Genomic DNA, 22,952 nt, shown 5'->3' on the forward strand with positions numbered 1-22,952 from the left:
GTCAACCACGTGGAGTGCTGCCCTCAGCCCTTCACGCACACCACCTGCTTCAGGTGGGCCACGATCTCCACCAGGTCCCGCTGCTGGTCGATGACCTTCTCGATCGGCTTGTAGGCGCCCGGGATCTCGTCGATCACCCCGGAGTCCTTACGGCACTCCACACCCCGCGTCTGCTCCTCCAGATCACGGGTGGAGAACCGCTTCTTGGCGGCGTTCCGGCTCATCCTGCGGCCGGCGCCGTGCGAGGCGGAGTTGAAGGACGCGGCGTTCCCCAGGCCCCGAACGATGTACGAGCCGGTGCCCATCGAGCCGGGGATGATGCCGTACTCGCCGCTCCCGGCGCGGATCGCCCCCTTCCGGGTCACCAGCAGGTCCATGCCGTCGTACTGCTCCTCCGCCACATAGTTGTGGTGGCAGGAGATGACCTCGTCGAAGGTCACCCGCGCCTTCTTGAACTCCCGCCGGATCACGTCCTGGGTCAGCGCCATCATGATCTCGCGGTTGTGCTTGGCGTACTCCTGCGCCCAGAACAGGTCGTTGCGGTACGCCGCCATCTGCGGGGTGTCCGCGATGAAGACGGCGAGGTCCCGGTCGACCAGCCCCTGGTTCTGCGGGAGCTTCTGGGCCACGCCCATGTGGTGATCGGCCAGCTCCTTGCCGATGTTGCGCGACCCGGAGTGCAGCATGATCCACACCGCCCCGTCGTCGTCCAGGCAGATCTCGTGGAAGTGGTTGCCCGAGCCGAGCGACCCCATCTGCTTCAGGGCCCGCTCCCGGCGGAACCTGACCGCCTCGGCGACCCGGTCGAACCGCGCCCAGAAGTCGTCCCAGCCCGCCGTCGGCAGGCCGTGCACCCGGCCGGGGTCGACCGGGTCGTCGTGCATCCCGCGGCCCACCGGGATCGCCTGCTCGATCTTCGAGCGGAGGCGGGAGAGGTCGCCGGGCAGGTCGTTGGCGGTCAGCGAGGTCTTCACCGCGCTCATCCCGCAGCCGATGTCCACGCCGACCGCCGCCGGGCAGACCGCGCCGCGCATCGCGATCACCGAGCCGACCGTGGCGCCCTTGCCGTAGTGCACGTCCGGCATCACGGCCAGGCCCTTGATCCACGGCAGGGTGGCGACATTGCGCAGCTGCTGCATGGCGACGTCCTCGACCGTGGCCGGGTCCGTCCACATCCGGATCGGCACCTGAGCGCCGGGTACCTCGACGTACGACATAACTTCCCCATTCCCCCGAAAACCTGAATAACGCAAAAGCCGGACAAACCATATGATCTCGGACGCCGGACCGGCGTATGCGGCAATGCGTGCGGTAGACATTGTGTCCATCGGCCGCCAACCGGCGGCAACCGCATTTCTCGGGGAACGCAGGGAAAGGAGCAGCGGACGATGTCACGGAAGTCGTTCGTACCCGGTGCCGCTCTGGTGGCGGCGGCGGCACTGGCCGTCGGTCTCGCCGGCTGCTCCGACGGCTCCAGCACCGACGGGAGCGCCACGGACGCCAAGAGCGGCGACGCCACCTCGGCGGTCCAGTCGGCCGAGCCGGGCCGCTACCAGACCCTCCCGGAGGCCTGCGGGCTGCCCTCGCGCAACTCCCTGCGCAGCATGCTGCCCGGCGACGGGCAGCAGCTGTCGAGCGCCGAGGCGAAGAAGCTCTACGCGGGCCAGGCCGACATCACCTATGACACCGACCGCCGGGTCGGCTGCCGCTGGTCCCGCGAGACCACCCGGGGCACCCGCCACCTGACCCTGGACATCCAGCGCGTGGTCTCGTACGACGCCGAGGTCAGCGACGACGACAAGGCGCAGGGGATCTACGCCGGCAAGCAGCAGGACGCGCAGATCCCGTCCGGCGGCTCCGCCTCACCGGGCACCCCGCCCCCCTCCTCCGCGAAGCCGAAGGGCCCCACGGCGGACGGCGCGGCGAGCGCGTCCGGCGCCCCGGTCGCCAAGGACAGCAAGACCGGCGGGGGCGGCAACGGCACCGACGACGGCAAGAGCAGCACCACCGGCAAGGCGGCCGACCAGGCCAGCGGCAAGGCGACGCCCGGCACCCCGGAGGCATCCACCCCCGGCGCCGCCCCCAGCGGCTCGATCGCGCCGCGGGTCCTGGACGACCTCGGGGACGCGGCGTTCCTCAACGACAAATTGGTCACCGCGGACTCCGGATTGCACCGCGATGTCACTGTGGTGTTTCGCACGTCGAATGTGATCGTGACGCTCACCTACGACCAGTGGTCCACGGACAAGTCGATGGTGCCGGACAGCCAGGAACTGCAGGACAAAGCCCGTTCACTGGCCGGTGAGCTCTCAGACCGCCTCAGCGAATAGTCCGAATTGAGCGAATCGCCGCGATGCGGCGATGAGTTCCCTATGCCCCGCTTTGCTGGTCGCCCTCATCCCCAGGAAACGGTCACCCACCCCGCCACGCCGCGTACCGTGCCGTCTAGCCGATCCGATGTCGACGAACAGCGAAGGAACCATGCACCGTTCAGCCAAGCGTCTCGCCAGCCTCCTCACCTGCGCAGCAGTACCGGTGCTGCTTGTCGCCGGCTGCTCCGGCTCGGACAGCGCCAGCTCCGGTGACGCCTCCTCCTCCGCGTCCGCCTCCAGCAGCGCGGGCAAGCCGTCGCCCTCCGTCGCCCCCGCGAAGTACAAGTCGCTGCCCGACCCCTGTGCGGCGTTCTCCAAGGACACCCTCAAGAAGATGCTGCCGAAGGCGAAGAACGCCGCCGGCGACCAGGGCACCTCCACCGACAAGGCGGCCCACGGCACCTGCTCCTGGAACAGCTCGGACGAGAACGGCGTCGACGGCACCCAGTTCCGCTGGCTGGACATCGGCTACCAGCGCTACGACTCCGACCCCGCCATCGGCTCCGGCGAGAAGCGGGCCACGGACTTCTACACCAAGCAGATCGCCGACGCCAAGGGCACCAAGGGCGCCAAGAAGCTGGAGACGGTCAAGACCTCCGGCACCGGCGACGAGGCGACCGCGATCACCTACGACGTGAAGAAGGAGGGCAACGACTTCAAGAACACGACGGTCGTCGCCCGGATATCCAACGTCGTCGTCACGATCAACTACAACGGTGCGGGCCTGGCCGGCGCCGACACCCCCAAGAGCGCCGACCTGCTCAAGAACGCCCAGGCCGCCGCCAAGGAGGCGGTCACCGCCGCCACCAAGACCAGCGCCTGACCCGGTCCAGCGCCTGACCGGTCCGGTCCCCGGCGGCCGGCACCGGTCCGGTCCCGGCCGGCCGGGACGCCTCGGCCGCAGCGGGCCCGCACCGACATGCGCGAGCACGGTGCGGGCCACGGCGCGGGGCACGGCGCGGGTCACGGGGCGGGCCACCGGGGCGACGGACCGTCCGGGCCGGCGCCCTCCGTCCGCAGCCCGATCGTGACCCGGCTCCCCCAGTACCGGCACACACCCGCTCGTACGCATGTGCCAGGCTGTCGGTCGCAACAGACCGACTGGGAGAGGGTCCTCGGGTGGCCGCGCCACTGAAGCTGACACGCACACACCGGATACTCATCGGAGTCGTCATCGCCGGCGCGGTGGTCATCGCCGGCATCGGCTTCGCCGGCTCCTACGCGGCCGTGCGTGAACTGGCCCTCAAGAAGGGCTTCGGCAACTTCGCCTACTTCTTCCCCATCGGCATCGACGCGGGCATCTGTGTCCTGCTCGCCCTGGATCTGCTGCTGACCTGGATCCGCATGCCCTTCCCGGTGCTGCGGCAGACGGCCTGGCTGCTGACCGTCGCGACGGTGGCGTTCAACGCCGCGGCGGCGTCCGACCCATTGGGCATGGGCATGCACGCCGTCATCCCGGTGCTGTTCGTCGTCACCGTCGAGGCCGCCCGGCACGCCGTCGGGCGGATCGCCGACATCACGGCGGACAAGCACATGGAGGGCGTGCGCATCACGCGCTGGCTGCTGTCGCCGGTCCCGACGTTCCTGTTGTGGCGGCGGATGAAGCTGTGGGAGCTGCGGTCGTACGACGCGGTGATCAAGCTGGAGCAGGAACGGCTCGTCTACCAAGCCCGCCTGCGTTCGCGGTTCGGGCGGGGCTGGCGCCGTAAGGCACCCGTGGAGTCCCTGATGCCACTGCGGCTCGCCCGGTACGGGGTGCCGCTGGCCGAGACCGCTCCCACGGGGCTCGCCGCGGCGGGCATCGAACCGCAGTTGCTGCCGCCCCAGCAGTCCGTGCCGCCCGCCGTGGAGCCGAGGGCCCCGGCGCCGACCGAGGCCCAGGAGGCCCCGGCCCAGTCGCCGACCGGGTCGCCGGCACCGTCCCGGGCCCAGGCCCAAGAGCCCGCCCAGGCCCAAGAGCCCGCCCAGGCCGAGGAGTTGCCGAACCAGTGGTTCGCGGCACCGCAGGAGGTGACCTACCGGGGCAACTACGACCCTGCATACGTCCCCGGGCAGGAGCAGCAGCCGGAGCACCAGCACCCGTACGCCGAGCACCAGCAGCCACCGGTGCACCAGCAGGCACCGCTGCAGGAGCAGGCCCCGGTGCAGGAGCAGCCCCCCGTACCGGCGCCGCGCGCGTCGGAGCCCGAACCGCAGGTCCCGGTGCCGACCGGCGCCGGCGGGACGCGTCCGCTCGGCAAGGGCATCCCGGAGGCGGCGCCGGGGCCCGCCACGGCCCCGCAGCCTCCCGCGGCCCCGCAGCCCGCCCAGGAACCGGCCGGGCCCCCCACCGAGGAGGACCTGTACCAGGTGTTCCGGCGCTCGATAGAGGGCGAAGGCCTGCCGACACCGGGCGCGTTCGCGGCGAACCTGGAGGCGCAGTACGGAGTGCGCCTGCGGGCCCGGGACCTGAACCGCTACATGGACCGGTTCGGCGACCGTCTCAACGCGGAACTGATGGACGAGCACATCGCGTAACCCGCACAGGCCGTGTACCGCACACAGATCGCGTCACGCGCACAGGTCACCTAGCCCGCACAGGTCGCCAAGCGCCCACAGGTCGCATCACGCGCACACACCGCGTCACGCACACACACCGCGTCACGCACGCACACCCCACACGTACCGCGCAGCGCCTACGCCGCCCCGGCCCCCGCGTCCTTCTCCGAGTGCTCCCTGCGCTCCTTGCGCTTCTTGTCCGTCTCTCCCCAGGCGATCAGCGCCACACCGGCCGCGCAGATCCCCACGTAGACGGCCGACGGCAGCTCGAACCAGCGGGGCAGCAGCCCCCAGGCACCGTCGAAGAACACCTGGCCGATGAAGCCCATGGCTCCCTGGAGCATGATGATGAAACCTAAGAATCCCCTCATGGCCCCAGAGTGACGGGTTCGGCCCCGGGGATCCTCCTCCCCGGGGCCGAACCCGTTCTCACTCCCAGGTCGCACCCGCACACCGTGGGCTACGACTCAGCGGCAACGGCCGCCGGCGTGTCGGTCAGCCGCCGAGCAGCTTGCGCACCCGGTCGGCGCCGACGGCCAGCAGCAGGGTGGGCAGCCGCGGCCCGGTGTCCCGGCCCACCAGCAGGTGGTACAGCAGCGCGAAGAACGTCCGCTGCGCCACCTTGATCTCCGGCGGCAGGTCCTTCGGCGTGGCATCGGCGGAGAAGCCCGCCTGCACCTTGGGCACGCCGTAGACGAGGTGGGTCAGCCCGTCCAGCGACCAGTGCGAGTCCAGGCCGTCCAGCAGCAGCCGCAGCGACTCCCGGGCGGTGTCGTCGAGGGACTTCAGCAGCTCCGCGTCCGGCTCGTCGCGGACCACGGTGCGCTGGTCGGCCGGGACCTGGGTGGTGATCCAGTACTCGGCCTTGTCCAGCCGCGGCCGGGTCTCGTCGAGCGAACCGACCGGCTTGTCGGGGTCCAGGTCGCCGAGGATCCGCAGGGTCTGCTCGTCGTGGCCGGCGGTGATGTCCGCGACCGAGGCCAGCGTGCGGTACGGCAGCGGGCGCGGGGTGGTCGGCAGCGGTCCGGCTGCGGTGCCCACGGCCCGGAGGTAGGCGGCTTCGTCGGCGGGCTGGGCGGCGCCGTCGGCGACCTTGGCCGCCAGCTTGTCCCACTCGTCGTAGAGCCGCTGGATCTCCTGGTCGAAGGCGATCTTGAAGGACTGGTTGGGCTTGCGGCGGGCGTAGAGCCAGCGCAGCAGCGGCGCCTCCATGATCTTCAGCGCATCGCCCGGGGTGGGCACCCCGCCCTTGGACGAGGACATCTTGGCCATGCCGCTGATGCCGACGAAGGCGTACATCGGCCCTATGGGCTGCGCGCCGTCGAAGACCTCCCGGACGATCTGCCCGCCGACGACGTACGACGAGCCGGGCGAGGAGTGGTCCACGCCGGACGGCTCGAAGATCACGCCCTCGTAGGCCCAGCGCATCGGCCAGTCGACCTTCCAGACCAGCTTGCCGCGGTCGAACTCGCTCAGCCGGACCGTCTCGGCGAAGCCGCACTCGGTGCAGGTGTAGGACAGCTCGGTGGTCTCGTCGTCGTACGAGGTGACCGTGGTCAGGTCCTTCTCGCACTGGCCGCAGAACGGCTTGTACGGGAAGTAGCCGGCCGAGCCGCCGCTGCCGTCGTCCTCGCCGGCCGCACCGGAGCCCTCGGCGGCCTCCAGCTCGGCCTCGTCCACCGGCTTCTGCGACTTCTTCGCGGGCGCCTTCTTGGTGCGGTACTGCCCGAGGATCTCGTCGATCTTCGCGCGGTGCTTCATCGCGTGCAGGATCTGCTCGCGGTAGGCGCCGGAGGTGTACTGCTCGGTCTGGCTGATCCCGTCGAACTCGACGCCCATCTCGGCGAGCGCGTCGGCCATCGCGGTCTTGAAGTGCACCGCCCAGTTCGGGTGCGGCGAGCCGGCCGGGGCCGGCACCGCGGTCAGCGGCTTGCCGATGTGCTCGGCCCAGGACCCGTCGACGCCGGGCACGCCGTTCGGCACCTTGCGGTAGCGGTCGTAGTCGTCCCAGGAGATCAGGTGCCGGACCGGCAGGCCGCGGCGGCGGATCTCATCGGCGACCAGGTGCGGGGTCATGACCTCGCGGAGGTTGCCCAGGTGGATCGGGCCGGAGGGGCTCAGACCGGAGGCGCAGACGATCGGTTTGCCCGGGGCGCGGCGCTCCGCCTCGGCAATGACCTCGTCCGCGAACCTGGAGACCCAGTCGGTCTCGGTGCTCTGCTGAGCCACGATCGGCCCTTCCTCTTCCTGGTTCTTCCCGTTAGCGCCACCTTGCGCACGCGGCGCACAAAAGCCTGACGGTGCCATTCTCCCAGACAACCGCGGCTTGGAAATTCAGTGGTACAGGCGTGGGATACTCAGGGGCAAACCCCTTTCCGTCCCCAGCCACCTCCACAGACACCTTTGTCTAGAAGAGAGCGCAGCTTCATGGCCTCGGTCCCTTCCCTCGCAGCTTCGGTCACCCAGCGCGTCGCGGACGCCCTCTCGGCAGCCCTGCCGGAGGCCGGCGCCGCGGACCCGCTGCTGCGACGTAGCGACCGGGCCGATTTCCAGGCCAACGGCCTGCTGGCACTGGCCAAGAAGCTCAAGGGCAACCCGCGGGAGCTGGCGACCAAGGTCGTCGCGGAGATCGGCGAGAACGACCTCCTCAAGGAGGTCGAGGTCTCCGGCCCCGGCTTCCTCAACATCACGCTCACCGACCGGGCGATCACCGAGACGCTGGCCGCGCGCGCCGCCGACGACCGGCTCGGCGTCCCGCTGAAGGAGCAGCCGGGCGTCACGGTCATCGACTACGCCCAGCCGAACGTCGCCAAGGAGATGCACGTCGGGCACCTGCGCTCGGCGGTCATCGGCGACGCCCTGCGCCACATCCTGGACTTCACCGGTGAGCGGACGATCGGCCGGCACCACATCGGCGACTGGGGCACCCAGTTCGGCATGCTCATCCAGTACCTGATCGAGAACCCCGGCGAGCTGGCCCCCGCGGCCGACGTCGACGGCGAGCAGGCGATGAGCAACCTCAACCGCGTCTACAAGGCCTCCCGCGCCGTCTTCGACTCCGACGAGGACTTCAAGGAGCGGGCCCGCAAGCGGGTCGTGGCGCTGCAGTCCGGCGACACGGAGACCCTCGACCTGTGGCAGCGGTTCGTGGACGAGTCGAAGGTCTACTTCTACTCGGTCTTCGAGAAGCTGGACATGGAGATCCGCGACGACGAGATCGTCGGCGAGTCCGCGTACAACGCCATGATGACCGAGACGGCGCGGCTGCTGGAGGAGTCGGGCGTCGCCGTCCGCTCCGAGGGCGCGCTGGTGGTCTTCTTCGACGAGATCCGCGGCAAGGACGACCAGCCGGTGCCGCTGATCGTGCAGAAGGCGGACGGCGGCTTCGGCTACGCGGCCTCCGACCTCTCCGCGATCCGCAACCGCGTCTTCGACCTGAAGGCGACGACGCTCCTGTACGTCGTGGACGTCCGCCAGTCGCTGCACTTCCGGATGGTCTTCGAGACGGCCCGCCGGGCGGGCTGGCTGAGCGACGACGTCACCGCGCACAACATGGGCTACGGCACGGTCCTCGGCGCGGACGGCAAGCCGTTCAAGACCCGTGCGGGCGAGACCGTACGCCTGGAGGACCTGCTCGACGAGGCGGCCGAGCGGGCGACCGCGGTGGTGCGCGAGAAGGGCGCGGCGGTCGGCCTGACCGAGAAGGAGATCACCGAGAACGGTGCGCAGGTGGGCATCGGCGCGGTGAAGTACGCGGATCTGTCGACGTCGCCGAGCCGCGACTACAAGTTCGACCTGGACCAGATGGTGTCGCTCAACGGCGACACGTCCGTCTACCTCCAGTACGCCTACGCCCGGATCCGGTCGATCTTCCGCAAGGCCGGCGACGCGCGCCCCGAGGCGCACCCGGAGCTGGCGCTGGCCCCCGCGGAGCGGGCGCTGGGTCTACACCTGGACCAGTTCGGCGAGACCGTCGCCGAGGCCGCCGAGGCCTACGAGCCGCACAAGGTCGCCGCGTACCTCTACGGCCTCGCCTCGCTGTTCACGACCTTCTACGACCAGTGCCCGGTCCTGAAGGCCGAGGGCGGCCCGGAGCAGGTCGCCAACCGCCTCTTCCTGTGCGACCTGACGGCCCGCACCCTCCACCAGGGCATGGCCCTGCTCGGCATCCGCACGCCCGAGCGCCTCTGACCGACGCCGGAGGCCGCCGGGCTCCCGGGCCCCGGCACTCCCTGACGCAGGCCAATGGCCCCGTACAGCAACCCTGTTGTACGGGGCCTCCGCCGTGGGGAGCCGTTGCCGTGGGCCCTGGGGGCGTCGCCGCGGGCCCCGGGGACCCGGTCAGTGCTGCCAGGGCTTGCGCAGCGTGTGCTTGACCTTCTCGCCGGCGTCCATCCCCTTGCCGGCGGTCTTCTCGGCCTTCCCCTCGGCCTCCAGCTTGTGGTTGTGCGTCGCCTTGCCGACGACTTCCTTCATAGCGCCGATGACCTGGGCGCCCTTGGCGCGCATCGTGTTCTTGGCAGTCATGGTGATCCGCTCCCTGAGCCGGTGGGCTTCCCCGACACCGAGTGCGTGCCCCGCCCAGGGCGAACAAAACCCCATACATACGACTACATACGACTACATGCGTCGGCATACGGACAAAGCTCCCGCCCCGGAACCCCGGGACGGGAGCTTCGCGCGTCAGGCCCGGCGCACCGGCCGTCAGGCCCGGCGCACCGGCCGTCGGGCCCGGCGCAGCGGGCGGCTCACAGCCCCCGCGCGACCTCCGTCGCCCAGTACGTGAGGATCATGTTCGCGCCGGCCCGCTTGATGCCGGTCAGCGTCTCCAGGATCGCCTTGTCCCGGTCGATCCAGCCCTTCTCGGCCGCCGCCTCGACCATCGCGTACTCACCCGAGATCTGGTACGCGGCCACCGGCACCTCCACCGCGTCCGCGATCTTCGCCAGCACGTCCAGGTAGGGCAGCGCCGGCTTGACCATGACCATGTCGGCGCCCTCCTCCAGGTCGAGCGCCAGCTCGCGCAGCGACTCCCGAAGGTTGGCGGGGTCCTGCTGATAGGTCTTGCGGTCGCCCTGGAGCGACGACCCCACGGCCTCCCGGAACGGCCCGTAGAACGCCGACGAGTACTTCGCGGTGTACGCGAGGATCGAGACGTCCTCGTGGCCGGTCTGGTCCAGCGCGTCCCGGACGACGCCGATCTGACCGTCCATCATGCCGCTGGGGCCCACGACATGGACGCCCGCGTCGGCCTGGACCTGCGCCATCTCCGCGTAGCGCTCCAGCGTCGCGTCGTTGTCGACCCCGCCGTCGGCGTCCAGCACCCCACAGTGCCCGTGGTCGGTGTACTCGTCCAGGCACAGGTCCGACATGATCACCAGGTCGTCCCCGACCTCGGACCGCACGTCCCGGATGGCCAGCTGGAGGATCCCGTCCGGGTCGGTACCGGCCGTCCCGAGGCCGTCCTTCTTCTCGTCCAGCGGCACGCCGAACAGCATGATCCCGGCGACCCCCGCCTCGACCGCCTCCACGGCCGCCTTACGGAGGGTGTCACGGGTGTGCTGGACGACGCCCGGCATGGCCCCGATCGGCACCGGCTCGGTGACGCCCTCCCGCACGAACGCCGGCAGGATCAGATCGGCCGGGTGCAGGCGGTACTCCGCGACCATCCGACGCATGGCGGGGGTGGTACGCAGCCGCCGCGGCCGCGCCCCCGGAAAGCTTCCGTACTTCGTCATACCGCCCACGCTACGCCCGCCCCGCACCCTCCTTTGCCGACGTGGCGTCGGACGTCAGGCACCGCCGAGCGCTGCTGAGCGACGTCAGGCCGCGGCATCGTCCTCCGCCGTGCGGCCACGGCAGTCCCGGCACAACCCCGGCTCCCGGGCACGGAAGGCCCGCTCACAGCCATCGCAGGTCCGGAGCGGATGCGGCCGGGGCGGCGGCGGGGCCTCAGCCCTGGCCGCATCGGGTTCCGGTAACGCCCCGGCCCCCGCCGGCAGGGGCGGCGGAAGCAGCTCCCGGAGCCGGTGGGCGAGCAGCCCGGCCGGGTGCGCGAGGTCGGGCGGGAGGTTGGCGGTCAGGGTGCGGTGGACGGCGGCCGGGCTGGCCCCGCGGTCCAGCCAGACGGCCAGCGCCGGGGCCAGGCGGCGGACGTCCCGTGCGGGGAGGGTGAGCCGGTCGTCGGCCCGCCGCAGCGCCGTGAGCAGGGCGACGGCCGTGCCGTGGTGCTCGCTGCGGGGCGCTTCCGGGACGGGGGACGCTACCTGCGGAGCGGGTGGCCTCGGGGGTTCCTCCCTCCGCTCCGGGACCGTCGCGGCAGGGGCCGCCGAGGCCTGAGCGGCGCCGGGGGCGTTGTGAGCGTACGTACGCGTGATCACGCGCCCGTCGGGCGTCCGCTCCCGCACCCGCTCGACGTAACCGTGCGCCTCCAACTCCCGCAGGGCGAAGGCGATCCGGTCACGCCCCTCGGGGAAGCGGGCGGCGAGCGTACGGATGTCGACGGACGCACCCTCGGGCAGCGACAGGATGTGGGTGCCCACCCCGATCGCGGTCAGGGACAGTTCGCGGTGCTGGGCGAGGTGGTTGCCGATGATCGTGTACCGGTCCGGCTGGTGGTGCCTGATCTGGGTGACCCCGGTGTGGGTGGCACTTCGTCGAATCCGGCGATCGGCGCGCGCAACGGCGTTAGGCTTCTGCTCAGCCATCGGGAAGGTCTCGTCTTCCTTTGGTGGTCAGGCCCTCGCATTGGGATTGCCGTCCCGGCGAGGGCCGTCGCATGTCTGGGGTTGTCACGGCGAGCCTGCCCGCCCAAACCGCCCGCGCGCCAGCCGAGTTGGGCGGTTTCACTCCCGTGGGTGACGAACGCGGGGTTTGGTTGGTTGGGAAGGTTCTTTCCCCACGTTCTTTGTCCTTGACCGCCCGCCGTTCCGCCGCCCGGTCCACCGCGTCCCGCATTCCCGGGCTCCGGTGCGAGGCACCCCCACTCCCCCCACCCAACACTCAGTGGCCGGGCCGAAGTTGGACTTCCGCCCACACCGTCTTCGTCGGAACCGGCCCCTCCTGCACGCCCCAGCGATCCGCCAACTCCTCGACCAGCAACAGCCCGTAGCCGGATTCGGCCGGCGCGTCGAGAGGGGCGGGGGCGGTGGTCATACGGACCGGAAGCCGCTCCCACCGGGTGTCGGTCACCTCGATACGCAGCGTGGCGGGCGGGGTGACGAGGAGGGTGAGCCGGAAGTCCCGCCCCGGGACCCGGCCGTGCCGCACGGCGTTCGCGGCCAGCTCGGCGACGAGAAGCCGGGCCGGGCCGTACGACATCCCCCACGCGCGCAACTGCTCCGTGGCCAGGAGCCGGGCGAGCCGGGCGCCGCGGCGCGTGGCGGACAGCGGTACGCAGAAACGGAGCGGCGGGGCGCCGGGTGCCGAGACGGTAGCGGAACTGCTGGTTCGGGTGATTTGTCGAGTCACGTCACACAGCGTGGTCGCGCGTACCTAGCCTGAGAAGGGCTGACACCCGTGCTCACGGTGACTGTCCGGCTGCGGTCCGGCTCTGTCCGGGCCGTACGGGGTGACGGGGCACGGGCGGTCGGAGTTGGACGCGTACGGCACGGCGGAGGGCGGTGGCAGCCGTGGATGGCTGGGACACAGGAATGGACGACGACGAGGCCGGCGCGGTGATGCGCGTCGTGACCGGCCAGGTGAAGCTGTGGCGGGAGGCGGCCGGCCTCACCCAGGCGGAACTGGGTGCGGCGATCGGTTACGGGGAGGAGATGGTCTCCTCGGTGGAACGCGGTCGCCGGATCCCCCGGCCGGAGTTCCTGGACCGAGCGGACGAGGTCACGGGGGCGGGCGGCAAACTCGCGGCACTGAAGACCGACGTCGCAGGGATCAGGTACCCGAAGAAGGTCCGGGACCTGAAGAAACTGGAGGCGGAGTCGGTCGAGCTGTGTGCGTACAACAACTCGGTGATTCATGGGTTGTTGCAGACCGAGGAGTACGCGCGGGCGGTGATCGGAAATCGTCAGCCGCCCTTCCCGGAGAACGAGGTGGAGCGGCGCGTGGCCGGGCGCCTGGACCGCCAGGGGATCATCAGCAGCGCGACAGGGCTGCCGGTCGTCAGCTTCGTACAGTGCGAGGCGACGTTACGACGCCGCATCGGGGGCACAATGGTCCTGCGCAGGCAGCTCGAACGGTTGTTGGAGGTCGGGCAGTTGCCGAACGTGTCGATCCAGGTCCTACCCCTTCAACGGGAGGACAACGCCGGGCTCGCAGGGCCATTCCGGCTGCTCAAGCTCAAGGACGGCACCGCCCACGGACACCTCGAAGTCCAGCATTTGAGCCGAGTGATCTCCGATCCGCGAGAGCTCCAGATCCTCGAATTGCGCTATGGCATGATCCGGGCGCAGGCGCTCACCCCACGGGAGTCGCTTGCCTTCATCGAGAAAGTGCGGGGAGAGACATGACACTCAAGCCCTCTGGCGGGAACAGTTCCGCACTGGAGTGGATAAAGAGCAGCTACAGCACCGACGAGGGCCCCGACTGCGTCGAGGTGGCCTGGCACAAGAGCAGCTACAGCACCGGCGACGGTCCAGAATGCGTCGAGGTGGCCTGGCACAAGAGCAGCTACAGCACCGACGAGGGCGCCCAGTGCGTTGAGGTCGCCGCCGCCCCCGGCACCATCCTCATCCGCGACTCCAAGAACCCCGACGGTCCCCGCCTCACCTTCGCCCCCACCGCCTGGGCCGACTTCCTCCCGTACGCCACCGCACGGGGCTAACGCAGAAGGGCGCCCCGCAAGGAGGCGCCCTTCAAAGCCGTACGTACAGCCGATCAGCTACGGGCCCGCCGACGCGACCCCGGCCGCCGCTCGCTCGGCCGGGTCACCGGGTCACCGGCCGCGATCGCGGCATCGCGCCGCGCCGCACCGAAGTCCGCGAGCGCTTCGGCCAGCTTGTGCACCGACGGCTCGGGCGACATGACATCCACCCGCAGCCCGTGCTCCTCGGCGGTCTTGGCGGTGGCCGGACCGATACAGGCAATGACCGTCACGTTGTGCGGCTTGCCCGCGATGCCGACCAGGTTCCGCACGGTGCTCGACGACGTGAACAGCACCGCGTCGAAGCCACCGCCCTTGATCGCTTCCCGGGTCTCGGCCGGCGGCGGCGAGGCGCGCACCGTCCGGTAGGCGGTGACGTCGTCGACCTCCCAGCCCAGCTCGATCAGGCCGGCGACCAGGGTCTCGGTGGCGATGTCGGCCCGCGGCAGGAAGACGCGGTCGATCGGGTCGAAGACCGGGTCGTAGGGCGGCCAGTCCTCCAGCAGACCGGCGGCCGACTGCTCACCGCTCGGCACCAGGTCGGGCTTCACACCGAAGGCCACCAGCGCCTTGGCGGTCTGCTCGCCGACCGCGGCGACCTTGATCCCGGCGAACGCCCGGGCGTCCAGGCCGTACTCCTCGAACTTCTCCCGGACCGCCTTGACGGCGTTGACCGAGGTGAAGGCGATCCACTCGTAGCGCCCGGTGACCAGTCCCTTGACCGCGCGCTCCATCTGCTGCGGGGTACGCGGCGGCTCCACGGCGATGGTCGGGACCTCGTGCGACACCGCGCCGTACGAGACCAGCTGGTCGGAGAGCGACGCGGCCTGCTCCTTCGTCCGCGGCACGAGTACCCGCCAGCCGAACAGCGGCTTGGACTCGAACCACGAGAGGCGGTCGCGCTGGGCCGCGGCACTGCGCTCACCGACCACGGCTATGACCGACTGACCGCCGTCGGGCGAGGGCAGCACCTTGGCGGCCTTCAGCACCTGGGCGATGGAGCCGAGGGTGGCGGTCCAGGTGCGCTGCCGGGTGGTGGTGCCGGCGACCGTGACGGTCAGCGGGGTGTCCGGCTTGCGGCCCGCGGAGACCAGCTCACCGGCCGCGGCGGCCACCGCGTCCAGCGTGGTGGAGACCACCGCGGTGGCGTCGCTGGTGCCCAGCTCGGCCCAGCACCGGTCGTCGGCGGTGCGGGCGTCGACGAAGCGGACGTCCGTGCCCTCGGCGTCCCGCAGCGGCACACCGGCGTACGCGGGTACGCCGACCGCGGCGGCGACGCCCGGTACGACCTCGAAGACGATGCCCTCGGCGGCGCAGGCCAACATCTCCTGGGCGACATTGCCGTCCAGGCCGGGGTCGCCGGTGACCGCACGGACGACCCGCTTGCCCGCGCGGGCGGCCGTCATGACAAGATTGGCGGTGTCCCGAAGGGGGGAAACGCCATTCGGGGCGACGGGGTTTGACGCCTCGTCAGCTGACGCCTGCAGTGGTGTGTCCACCTGTGCGCGCGCATGCACACGCACGACGTCCAGCACCTGGGGGTCAGCGATCAGTACGTCCGCGGAGGCCAGCGCCTCCACGGCACGCAACGTCAGCAGTCCCGGGTCACCGGGCCCGGCACCGAGGAAGGTGACCTGACCGGAGGCGGAATGGTTAGGGGCGGTGGGGTTCAAAGTGCTCGCTCCCCCATAAGACCGGCCGCACCCTTTGCGAGCATCTCGGCGGCGAGTTCGCGACCCAGGTTCAGCGGGGTCGACTCATCGTCGAGAGAGGCGGGTACGTGCCCGGTGGTGGACATCTGCACCAGCGTGCTGCCGTCGGTCGTGCCGACGACACCGCGCAGATGCAATTCGGTGACAGCCTGCTCATCGGCCTTGGGGCCTCCGCTTGGGGAGAGGTCGGCCAGTGCTCCCACGGGTGCGGAGCAGCCGGCCTCCAGGGCGGCGAGCAGGGACCGCTCGGCGGTCACGGCGGCCCGGGTACCCGGGTCGTCGAGCTCGGCGAGCGCAGCGACGAGGTCTGCGTTGGCGGCAGCGCACTCGATCGCCAGTGCCCCCTGGCCGGGGGCGGGCAAAACCACGTCGGGCGACAGCGCTTGCGTCGCCTCGTCGATCCGGCCGATGCGGGTGAGTCCGGCGGCGGCCAGCACGACCGCGTCCAGCTCACCCTTCTCGACGAAGCCGATGCGGGTGTCGATGTTCCCGCGTATCGGCACGGTTTCGATGTGCCGGCCCAGGGAGCGGGCCCAGGCGTGCAGCTGCGCCATCCGCCGCGGGGAGCCGGTGCCGATCCGGGCGATGCGCTCCGGGTCGGCGGTCAGCTCCTCGAAGGTGAGCCCGTCCCGGGCTATCAGCGCATCACGGGGGTCCTCCCGTGGCGGGACCGCCGCCAGGGCCAGGGCCTCGGGCTGCGCGGTGGGCAGGTCCTTGAGCGAGTGCACGGCGAAGTCGATCTCACCGGCGAGCAGCGCGTCGCGCAGCGCGGAGACGAACACGCCGGTGCCGCCGATCTGCGCGAGGTGCTCGCGGGAGGTGTCGCCGTAGGTGGTGATCTCCACCAGCTCGACGGGGCGCCCGGTCAGTTCGCGGACCGCCTCGGCCACCTGGCCGGACTGGGCCATGGCGAGCTGGCTGCGCCGGGTGCCCAGTCGCAGTGGTCTTGTGGTGCTGTCGTTCATGCCCGCTCCCGTGCTTCCTGGCTGCCGCCGCGCGTGTCGGCCCGGCTGACGGCGGCGACCGTCTGCGGGTCGAGGTCGAACAGTTCGCGCAGCGCGTCCGCGTACCCGGCACCGCCGGGCTCGCTGGCCAGCTGCTTGACCCGCACGGTCGGCGCGTGCAGGAGCTTGTCGACGACCCGGCGCACGGTCTGGGTGATCTCGGCGCGCTGCTTGTCGTCCAGGTCGGGGAGGCGGCCGTCGAGCCGGGCGATCTCGCTGCTGACGACGTCCGCGGCCATGGTGCGCAGGGCGACCACGGTGGGGGTGATGTGCGCGGCGCGCTGGGCGGCGCCGAAGGCGGCCACCTCGTCGGAGACGATGCCGCGCACCAGGTCCACGTCGGCCGCCACCGGCGCCGCCGACGACGGGGTCGGCTGGTCCGCGGCCGTGGCGGAGGCGTCGGCCAGCGACTCGATGTCGACCAGGTGCGCGCCCTCGATCCGGTGGACCGCGGCGTCTATGTCCCGCGGCATGGCGAGGTCGAGCAGGTACAGCGCGTCGTCCCGGCCCTGCAGCGCGGCCTCGATCATGCCGCCGGTCAGCAGCAGTCCGGTCGCGCCGGTGCAGGACACCACGATGTCGGCGACCGCGAGCTCGTGCTCCACACAGCTCATCGCCGCCGCGCGGGCGCGCAGCCCGGTGGCCGCGCCGGGCCCGCCGGGCTCGGTGAGGATCTGCACGAGCCGCTCGGCGCGCTCGACGGTGCGGTTGACCACGGCCAGCTCGCCGATGCCGTTGCGAACCAGGGTGGTGGCGGCCAGCGACGACATCGAGCCGGCCCCAATGACCAGCGCCCGCTTGCCGCGCGCCCAGTCGGTCACGTCCGCCCCGGCCGCGAGCTGCTCCAGGCCGAAGGTGACCAGCGACTGGCCGGCCTTGTCGATGCCGGTCTCACTGTGGGCGCGCTTGCCGACCCGCAGCGCCTGCTGGAACAGGTCGTTCAGCAGCCGCCCAGCGGTGTGCAGCTCCTGGGCGACGGCCAGCGCGTCCTTGATCTGGCCGAGGATCTGGCCCTCGCCGACGACCATCGAGTCCAGGCCGCAGGCCACCGAGAACAGGTGGTGGACGGCGCGGTCCTCGTAGTGGACGTAGAGGTAGGGGGTGAGCTCCTCCAGGCCGACGCCGCTGTGCCGGGCCAGCAGGGTGGACAGCTCGGCGACACCGGCGTGGAACTTGTCCACGTCGGCGTAGAGCTCGATGCGGTTGCAGGTGGACAGCACCGCGGACTCGGTGACCGGCTCGGCCGACACCGCGTCCTGCAGCAGCTTGCCGCGCGCCTCCGGGGCCAGCGCGGCCCGCTCCAGCACGCTCACCGGCGCGCTGCGGTGGCTCAGTCCGACGACCAACAGGCTCATGCCGGCATCACGGCGGGCACGTCCCCGTCAGGTCCCTTGCGGTCGCGGCGGATGGCGGCGGCCTCGCCCGCCACGGCGGGCCCGGCCGGCGTGCCGGCCTCCGGTCCGCCGTCCTCGCCCGCCTTGCGCTGCTCGTGGAAGGCGAGGATCTGCAGCTCTATCGACAGGTCGACCTTCCGCACGTCCACCCCGTCGGGGACGGTCAGCACGGTCGGCGCGAAGTTGAGGATCGAGGTGACACCGGCGGCGACCAGGCGGTCGCAGACCTGCTGGGCGGCCCCGGCCGGCGTGGCGATCACACCGATCGACACGCCGTTGCTCTCGATGATGTGCTCCAGCTCGTCGGTGTGCTGCACCGCGATGCCGGCGACCGGCTTACCGGCCATGGCCGGGTCGGCGTCTATCAACGCGGCGACCCGGAAGCCCCTGGAGGCGAACCCACCGTAGTTGGCCAGCGCGGCGCCGAGGTTACCGATACCGACGATGACGACCGGCCAGTCCTGCGTCAGCCCCAGTTCACGGGAGATCTGGTAGACGAGGTACTCCACGTCGTAGCCGACACCTCGGGTCCCGTAGGAGCCGAGGTAGGAGAAGTCCTTGCGCAGCTTGGCGGAGTTGACCCCCGCCGCCGCGGCGAGCTCCTCGGAGGAGACCGTGGGGACCGAACGCTCGGAGAGCGCGGTCAGCGCGCGCAGATACAGCGGAAGACGGGCGACGGTGGCCTCGGGGATCCCTCGGCTTCGGGTCGCCGGTCGGTGAGTTCGGCCAGTTGCCACGGTGCTCCTGCGGGTAGAGCGGGGCTGCGGGCGCCCGTACGGAACCCGACCGCCCTGTCTTCTGCAGGCTATGTCTTTGTGAACGCGTGCACAAAGATGGTGTCCGCTTTGTCCGGCCAAAGTGATAGGGGTCACGCGGCTTTTACGGGGCTTCGCGGAACCAACTCCCACGTCACGCCGTTCGCTCGCGCCACCCTGAAAACACGGCAGCACCAACGGGAGCACGCGCCCTCACTCCTCACCGCGGGACCCGCTCGGTCCCGGCCCGTCAGACGGGGCGAAGCCCGCTCGCCCCGACCCGCCCGGCGGGCTCCATACCCCCGGAAACCTACAAATCGCCCATCGATGGTAAGCGACCTCGCGCCCCTCCGGCCCCTTCCGTCACCCGGCACAATGGGCCCATGGCCCCTCTGTTCAGCCGCAGCCCCCGCAAGAGCCCCGCCGACCGGCTGGTCACCCTCGTCGGCAAGCCGGGCTGCCACCTCTGCGACGACGCACAGGCGGTGATCGAGAAGGTCTGCGCCGAGACCGGCGCGTCCTGGGAGCGGAAGGACATCACCCAGGACGCCGAGCTGCACCGGAAGTACTGGGAGCAGATTCCGGTCGTCCTCGTCGACGGCGCCCAGCACGACTTCTGGCGGGTGGACCCCAAGCGGCTGCGTGCGGCCCTCGGCGCCTGAGGCCGGCGGTGGGGCCCAGGACGTGGCCGTAATGCGCCCGTCCCGCGCCCCAAGCCCTCCTGACACGCGCCCGTAACCGGAAGCACCGAACAAACTGGCTACGCTAGCGCCATGTCGCCCGCTCGCCGATCCGGCTGGATGCCCTCCGGGGCGCTCTTCGACCTGGGCTGGATCCCCCGCCGCCGACGACCCGCCACGGCCCGCAGCGTGCTGGCCGGCGAGGCCGCGGCCGAGGCTGCCCGCAAGTCCTCGCAGGAGGCCGAGGAGGAGCAGCCCACCGAGCAGACCCCGGCCGAGCCCGAATTCCCGGTCGTCGGGGACACCGCGGCCGCCGCCTTCTTCGACCTCGACAACACCGTCATGCAGGGCGCCGCGCTCTTCCACTTCGGCCGCGGCCTGTACAAGCGGCACTTCTTCCACAAGCGCGACCTGGCCCGCTTCGCCTGGCAGCAGATCTACTTCCGGCTGGCCGGCTCGGAGAACCCCGAGCACATGGCGGACGTCCGCAACAGCGCGCTCTCCATCGTCCAGGGCCACCGCGTCGCGGAGCTGATGTCCATCGGCGAGGAGATCTACGACGAGTACATGGCCGAGCGGGTCTGGCCGGGCACCCGCGCCCTGGCCCAGGCACACCTCGACGCCGGCCAGAAGGTCTGGCTGGTGACCGCGGCCCCCGTGGAGACCGCCACCATCATCGCCCGCCGGCTCGGCCTGACCGGCGCGCTGGGCACCGTCGCGGAGTCCGTGGGCGGCGTCTACACCGGCAAGCTGGTCGGCGAGCCGCTGCACGGCCCGGCCAAGGCCGAGGCGGTCCGCGCCCTGGCCGCGGCCGAGGGCCTGGACCTGTCGCACTGCGCCGCCTACAGCGATTCGGCCAACGACATCCCGATGCTCTCGCTCGTCGGGCACCCGTACGCCATCAACCCCGACAGCCGGCTGCGCAAGCACGCCCGGGAACACGGCTGGCGGCTGCGCGACTACCGCACCGGCCGCAAGGCGGCCAAGATCGGCATCCCGGCGGCGGCCGGAGTGGGCGCCCTCGCGGGCGGCGCGGCGGCGGCCGTCGCGCTCCAGCGCCGACGCCGCTGACCAGGCCTGATCACACAGCGGCGCGGCCGGCCATCCCCGGTCCCTACCCCCCGCGCCGCCCCGTCAGTCCCCTTCCTGACGGTTAGCCACAACACGCCCTCCAACCAGGCAGATTGCGTTCCCTTCCGATCAATAGTTGCTCAGTATTCGATACTTGATCTGCCACCAACCCGGCACGGACCGTAAGTAATCGATGATTTGAGCAACTGGGTGTAGCGCTGCCTGTACGAAGCGTTATTCTCCTCAGACGCAATCCGGAACCCACACGTCCCTACGACGAGTGAACGGTCCCGCACTGCACGTGATGGAAGCTCTGCCTCTGGGAGTCCCGTGTACCCACACGTCGGGGTTGACGCCTCGGGCCTGGCTACGCTGCGTACGACACTCGTCGACCACCTGCGCAGTTTTGTCCCCACCGCGTACGCCGTCCCCGCTTTCGCCTCAGCCGTCCCCGCTGCCGGCCCCTGCTACGCCCTGGCCGACGGGAGCGCTGCGGTCGGCAAGACTGCCGGCAGAACCCGCCGCTCCGGTGCCGGCACCGCCACCGCCCGGCGCCCCGCCGACAGCGACAGCCGTCGCATGATGGACCTCGTCGAGCGCGCCCAGGCCGGCGAGGCCGAGGCCTTCGGCCGCCTCTACGACCAGTACGCCGACACGGTCTACCGCTACATCTACTACCGCGTGGGTGGCCGCGCCACGGCCGAGGACCTCACCAGCGAGACCTTTCTGCGGGCCCTGCGCCGGATCGGCACCTTCACCTGGCAGGGCCGCGATTTCGGCGCCTGGCTGGTGACCATCGCCCGCAATCTCGTCGCCGACCACTTCAAGTCCTCGCGCTTCCGCCTGGAAGTCACCACCGGAGAGATGCTCGACGCCAACGAGGTCGAGCGCAGCCCCGAGGAGTCGGTCCTCGAATCCCTCTCCAACGCCGCCCTGTTGGAGGCGGTACGCAAGCTCAACCCCCAACAGCAGGAATGCGTCACGCTGCGGTTCCTGCAGGGCCTCTCGGTCGCCGAGACCGCCCGCGTCATGGGCAAGAACGAGGGCGCGATCAAGACCCTCCAGTACCGCGCCGTCCGCACCCTGGCGCGCCTCCTCCCCGAAGACGCCCGCTGACCCCGACCACCCCCCGTACGCCGCTTCCGAGCCCGTCCGCACGCACCGTTCCCCTCACCCTTGGCGATCACCCATGTCCGGTCGGTCAGATCATCGTGAGTGCGTAACCCGAGTGCCGCGCCGCTCGTTGTGCGGAATGCAGGCTCCATGCGGTCACGCCATGCCCGCCGCCCCTCACTCGATCGAGTGGCCTCGGACATGGCGTGCAACCGTCCGGCCCGTCTGGATAGTCAAAGCCAGTCCGGGGAGTCGAGCGGGATGACGAGAGGAGGTGCCGCCCGTGATCGCGAATGTCTCGGTGCACCGGCGGGCCAACGCCTTCGCCCAGGCCCTGGAGGAGCAGGTCCTCGAGGGCGCGGCGGCCGAGGACCAGGTCGACAGTCCGACGCAGGCGCCGGGCGAAGCACGGCTGTTGGCGGTCGCCGACGGCCTCGGGAGGCTCCCGAGGCCGGAGATGGCTGCCGAGGTCAAGACTGTCCAGCGTGCCCAGCTCGTCGCCGCGATGGAGGCCGCCTTCGCCGAAGGCGCTCCGTCCGACGGCGTCCGGGTGCCCGAGCAACGGGAGCACAGAGGCGCGCACCGCGCCGCGAAGTCGATCGGCAAACTGCGACCGCGCTCCCGCCTCTCCAAGGGGCTGGCAGCGGGCGGGCTGACGGTCGGGGTCGCCGCGGGAGCCTTCAGCGGCGTCGCCGCGGCCAGCTCCGACGCCCTCCCGGGAGACTCCCTCTACGGCCTCAAACGCGGCATGGAGGACTTCCGGCTCGGCATGGCCGACGATGACGCCGACCGCGGTCAGATGCTCCTCGACCAGGCCTCCACCCGCATGATGGAGGCCCGTCGGCTGCTGGAGCGCGGCCGGGTCGCCGACCTCGACCACGAGTCGCTGGGCGAGGTCCGCAAGGCGCTCTCCGGCGTCACCCACGACGCGGGCGAGGGCCACCGCCTGCTGCACCAGGCGTACGAGCGCGACGGCTCGCTCGGCCCCATCCAGGCGCTGAACTCCTTCACCAGGTCCCACCGCGGCACCTGGTCGCAGCTGCGCGAGAAGCTCCCGGTGCAGCTCATGGACGTCCGGGACAAGGTCAGTTCGGTCTTCGACGCCATAGACGAAGAGGTCGGTCCGCTCCGTCCGCTGCTGCCGCCCGCACCGGGCGGCAGGAGCCACCACCGCGCCACACCGCCCTCCGCCGGCAACGGCTCCGGTCCCGAGGGGCGCCCGGCGCCGTCCGACCGCGGTGCCTCCTCCGGCAAGCACGCCGGCGGCGCGCACGGCCACCGCCCGTCGGCCTCACCGTCCCAGGAGGACGGCCTGCTCGGCGGCAACACCGGCGGGCTGCTCGGCCCCACGGGCAAGGGCAGCAGCCCGGCACCGCACGACGGCGCGCACGGCGGCGGCCGGCACACCGGCGGCCAGCCCGATGTCACGCTGCCCCCGCTGCTCCCGGGCCTGCTGCCCGACCTGGGCATCGACGGCGAGGACCTGCCCAAGTAG

Annotated in this window: 21 protein-coding genes; 10 read left to right on the forward strand and 11 right to left on the reverse strand. The window is 71.2% G+C overall.

Annotated elements, in window-relative coordinates; translation table 11 throughout:
• Nucleotides 1-23 precede the first annotated feature (23 nt).
• Nucleotides 24-1,217: an RtcB family protein gene (locus AB0G84_RS33000; protein ID WP_361329209.1), complete on the reverse strand. Its 1,194-nt coding sequence runs from the start codon at nucleotides 1,215-1,217 to the stop codon at nucleotides 24-26.
• Nucleotides 1,218-1,388: 171 nt separating this feature from the next.
• Between AB0G84_RS33000 and AB0G84_RS33005 the strand changes: the two genes are divergently transcribed.
• The 3 genes from AB0G84_RS33005 to AB0G84_RS33015 all read left to right on the forward strand — a co-directional run bounded on the left by AB0G84_RS33005 (nucleotide 1,389) and on the right by AB0G84_RS33015 (nucleotide 4,889).
• Nucleotides 1,389-2,330, forward strand: coding sequence for a hypothetical protein (locus AB0G84_RS33005; protein WP_361329212.1), 942 nt, complete (start codon nucleotides 1,389-1,391; stop codon nucleotides 2,328-2,330).
• 151 nt (nucleotides 2,331-2,481) lie between these two features.
• On the forward strand, nucleotides 2,482-3,195 hold the full coding sequence (locus tag AB0G84_RS33010; RefSeq protein ID WP_361329215.1) for a DUF3558 family protein: 714 nt from the start codon (nucleotides 2,482-2,484) through the stop codon (nucleotides 3,193-3,195).
• Nucleotides 3,196-3,491: 296 nt separating this feature from the next.
• A complete protein-coding gene (locus tag AB0G84_RS33015; protein WP_361329218.1) occupies nucleotides 3,492-4,889 on the forward strand; it encodes a DUF2637 domain-containing protein in 1,398 nt (465 codons plus the stop codon).
• Nucleotides 4,890-5,047: 158 nt separating this feature from the next.
• Here AB0G84_RS33015 and AB0G84_RS33020 read toward each other — a convergent pair whose 3' ends face one another.
• Entirely contained in the window at nucleotides 5,048-5,281 is a 234-nt protein-coding gene (locus AB0G84_RS33020; RefSeq protein ID WP_361329221.1) for a hypothetical protein, read from the reverse strand.
• A 124-nt stretch (nucleotides 5,282-5,405) separates the two neighbouring features.
• Nucleotides 5,406-7,217, reverse strand: coding sequence for a lysine--tRNA ligase (gene lysS / locus AB0G84_RS33025; protein WP_361329224.1), 1,812 nt, complete (start codon nucleotides 7,215-7,217; stop codon nucleotides 5,406-5,408).
• Nucleotides 7,218-7,337: 120 nt separating this feature from the next.
• Between lysS and argS the strand changes: the two genes are divergently transcribed.
• Entirely contained in the window at nucleotides 7,338-9,101 is a 1,764-nt protein-coding gene (argS, locus tag AB0G84_RS33030) for an arginine--tRNA ligase (protein WP_361329227.1), read from the forward strand.
• Between the two features lie 150 nt (nucleotides 9,102-9,251).
• Here argS and AB0G84_RS33035 read toward each other — a convergent pair whose 3' ends face one another.
• From AB0G84_RS33035 to AB0G84_RS33050, 4 genes are all read right to left on the reverse strand, one after another.
• A complete protein-coding gene (locus tag AB0G84_RS33035; RefSeq protein ID WP_361329230.1) occupies nucleotides 9,252-9,437 on the reverse strand; it encodes a CsbD family protein in 186 nt (61 codons plus the stop codon).
• Nucleotides 9,438-9,658: 221 nt separating this feature from the next.
• On the reverse strand, nucleotides 9,659-10,648 hold the full coding sequence (gene hemB, locus AB0G84_RS33040) for a porphobilinogen synthase (protein ID WP_361329233.1): 990 nt from the start codon (nucleotides 10,646-10,648) through the stop codon (nucleotides 9,659-9,661).
• 84 nt (nucleotides 10,649-10,732) lie between these two features.
• Complete coding sequence (locus AB0G84_RS33045) at nucleotides 10,733-11,617, reverse strand: helix-turn-helix domain-containing protein (protein WP_361329236.1); 885 nt, start codon at nucleotides 11,615-11,617, stop codon at nucleotides 10,733-10,735.
• A gap of 295 nt (nucleotides 11,618-11,912) precedes the next feature.
• Nucleotides 11,913-12,368, reverse strand: a complete 456-nt coding sequence (locus tag AB0G84_RS33050) for an ATP-binding protein (protein WP_361329289.1) — start codon at nucleotides 12,366-12,368, stop codon at nucleotides 11,913-11,915.
• Nucleotides 12,369-12,562: 194 nt separating this feature from the next.
• Between AB0G84_RS33050 and AB0G84_RS33055 the strand changes: the two genes are divergently transcribed.
• Nucleotides 12,563-13,375 carry a helix-turn-helix transcriptional regulator gene (locus AB0G84_RS33055; RefSeq protein ID WP_361329239.1) on the forward strand — a complete coding sequence of 271 codons (813 nt, stop codon included), beginning with the start codon at nucleotides 12,563-12,565 and terminating at the stop codon, nucleotides 13,373-13,375.
• Nucleotides 13,372-13,689 carry a DUF397 domain-containing protein gene (locus AB0G84_RS33060; RefSeq protein WP_361329242.1) on the forward strand — a complete coding sequence of 106 codons (318 nt, stop codon included), beginning with the start codon at nucleotides 13,372-13,374 and terminating at the stop codon, nucleotides 13,687-13,689. Before AB0G84_RS33055 ends, AB0G84_RS33060 begins: the two co-directional genes overlap by 4 nt.
• Before the next feature lie 53 nt (nucleotides 13,690-13,742).
• Here AB0G84_RS33060 and AB0G84_RS33065 read toward each other — a convergent pair whose 3' ends face one another.
• The 4 genes from AB0G84_RS33065 to AB0G84_RS33080 are packed head-to-tail and all read right to left on the reverse strand — an operon-like array spanning nucleotide 13,743 to nucleotide 18,575.
• Nucleotides 13,743-15,401, reverse strand: coding sequence for a bifunctional uroporphyrinogen-III C-methyltransferase/uroporphyrinogen-III synthase (locus AB0G84_RS33065; protein ID WP_361329245.1), 1,659 nt, complete (start codon nucleotides 15,399-15,401; stop codon nucleotides 13,743-13,745).
• Nucleotides 15,398-16,405, reverse strand: coding sequence for a hydroxymethylbilane synthase (gene hemC / locus AB0G84_RS33070; RefSeq protein WP_361329248.1), 1,008 nt, complete (start codon nucleotides 16,403-16,405; stop codon nucleotides 15,398-15,400). The genes AB0G84_RS33065 and hemC overlap by 4 nt, the downstream gene beginning before the upstream one ends.
• Nucleotides 16,402-17,799 carry a glutamyl-tRNA reductase gene (locus AB0G84_RS33075; protein WP_361329251.1) on the reverse strand — a complete coding sequence of 466 codons (1,398 nt, stop codon included), beginning with the start codon at nucleotides 17,797-17,799 and terminating at the stop codon, nucleotides 16,402-16,404. The genes hemC and AB0G84_RS33075 overlap by 4 nt, the downstream gene beginning before the upstream one ends.
• Entirely contained in the window at nucleotides 17,796-18,575 is a 780-nt protein-coding gene (locus AB0G84_RS33080) for a redox-sensing transcriptional repressor Rex (protein WP_361329254.1), read from the reverse strand. The genes AB0G84_RS33075 and AB0G84_RS33080 overlap by 4 nt, the downstream gene beginning before the upstream one ends.
• Before the next feature lie 401 nt (nucleotides 18,576-18,976).
• Between AB0G84_RS33080 and AB0G84_RS33085 the strand changes: the two genes are divergently transcribed.
• The 4 genes from AB0G84_RS33085 (at nucleotide 18,977) to AB0G84_RS33100 (ending at nucleotide 22,952) form a co-directional block, all read left to right on the forward strand.
• Nucleotides 18,977-19,255 carry a glutaredoxin family protein gene (locus AB0G84_RS33085; protein WP_361329257.1) on the forward strand — a complete coding sequence of 93 codons (279 nt, stop codon included), beginning with the start codon at nucleotides 18,977-18,979 and terminating at the stop codon, nucleotides 19,253-19,255.
• 138 nt (nucleotides 19,256-19,393) lie between these two features.
• Nucleotides 19,394-20,344 (forward strand): HAD-IB family hydrolase, encoded by a 951-nt coding sequence (locus AB0G84_RS33090; protein ID WP_361329292.1) that lies wholly within the window; start codon nucleotides 19,394-19,396, stop codon nucleotides 20,342-20,344.
• Nucleotides 20,345-20,674: 330 nt separating this feature from the next.
• On the forward strand, nucleotides 20,675-21,460 hold the full coding sequence (locus tag AB0G84_RS33095) for an ECF subfamily RNA polymerase sigma factor, BldN family (protein WP_361329260.1): 786 nt from the start codon (nucleotides 20,675-20,677) through the stop codon (nucleotides 21,458-21,460).
• A 280-nt stretch (nucleotides 21,461-21,740) separates the two neighbouring features.
• Nucleotides 21,741-22,952 carry a DUF5667 domain-containing protein gene (locus tag AB0G84_RS33100; protein WP_361329263.1) on the forward strand — a complete coding sequence of 404 codons (1,212 nt, stop codon included), beginning with the start codon at nucleotides 21,741-21,743 and terminating at the stop codon, nucleotides 22,950-22,952.

Source organism: Streptomyces sp. NPDC020742 (assembly GCF_040641675.1).
In the GTDB taxonomy this organism is placed as follows: Bacteria; Actinomycetota; Actinomycetes; order Streptomycetales; family Streptomycetaceae; genus Streptomyces.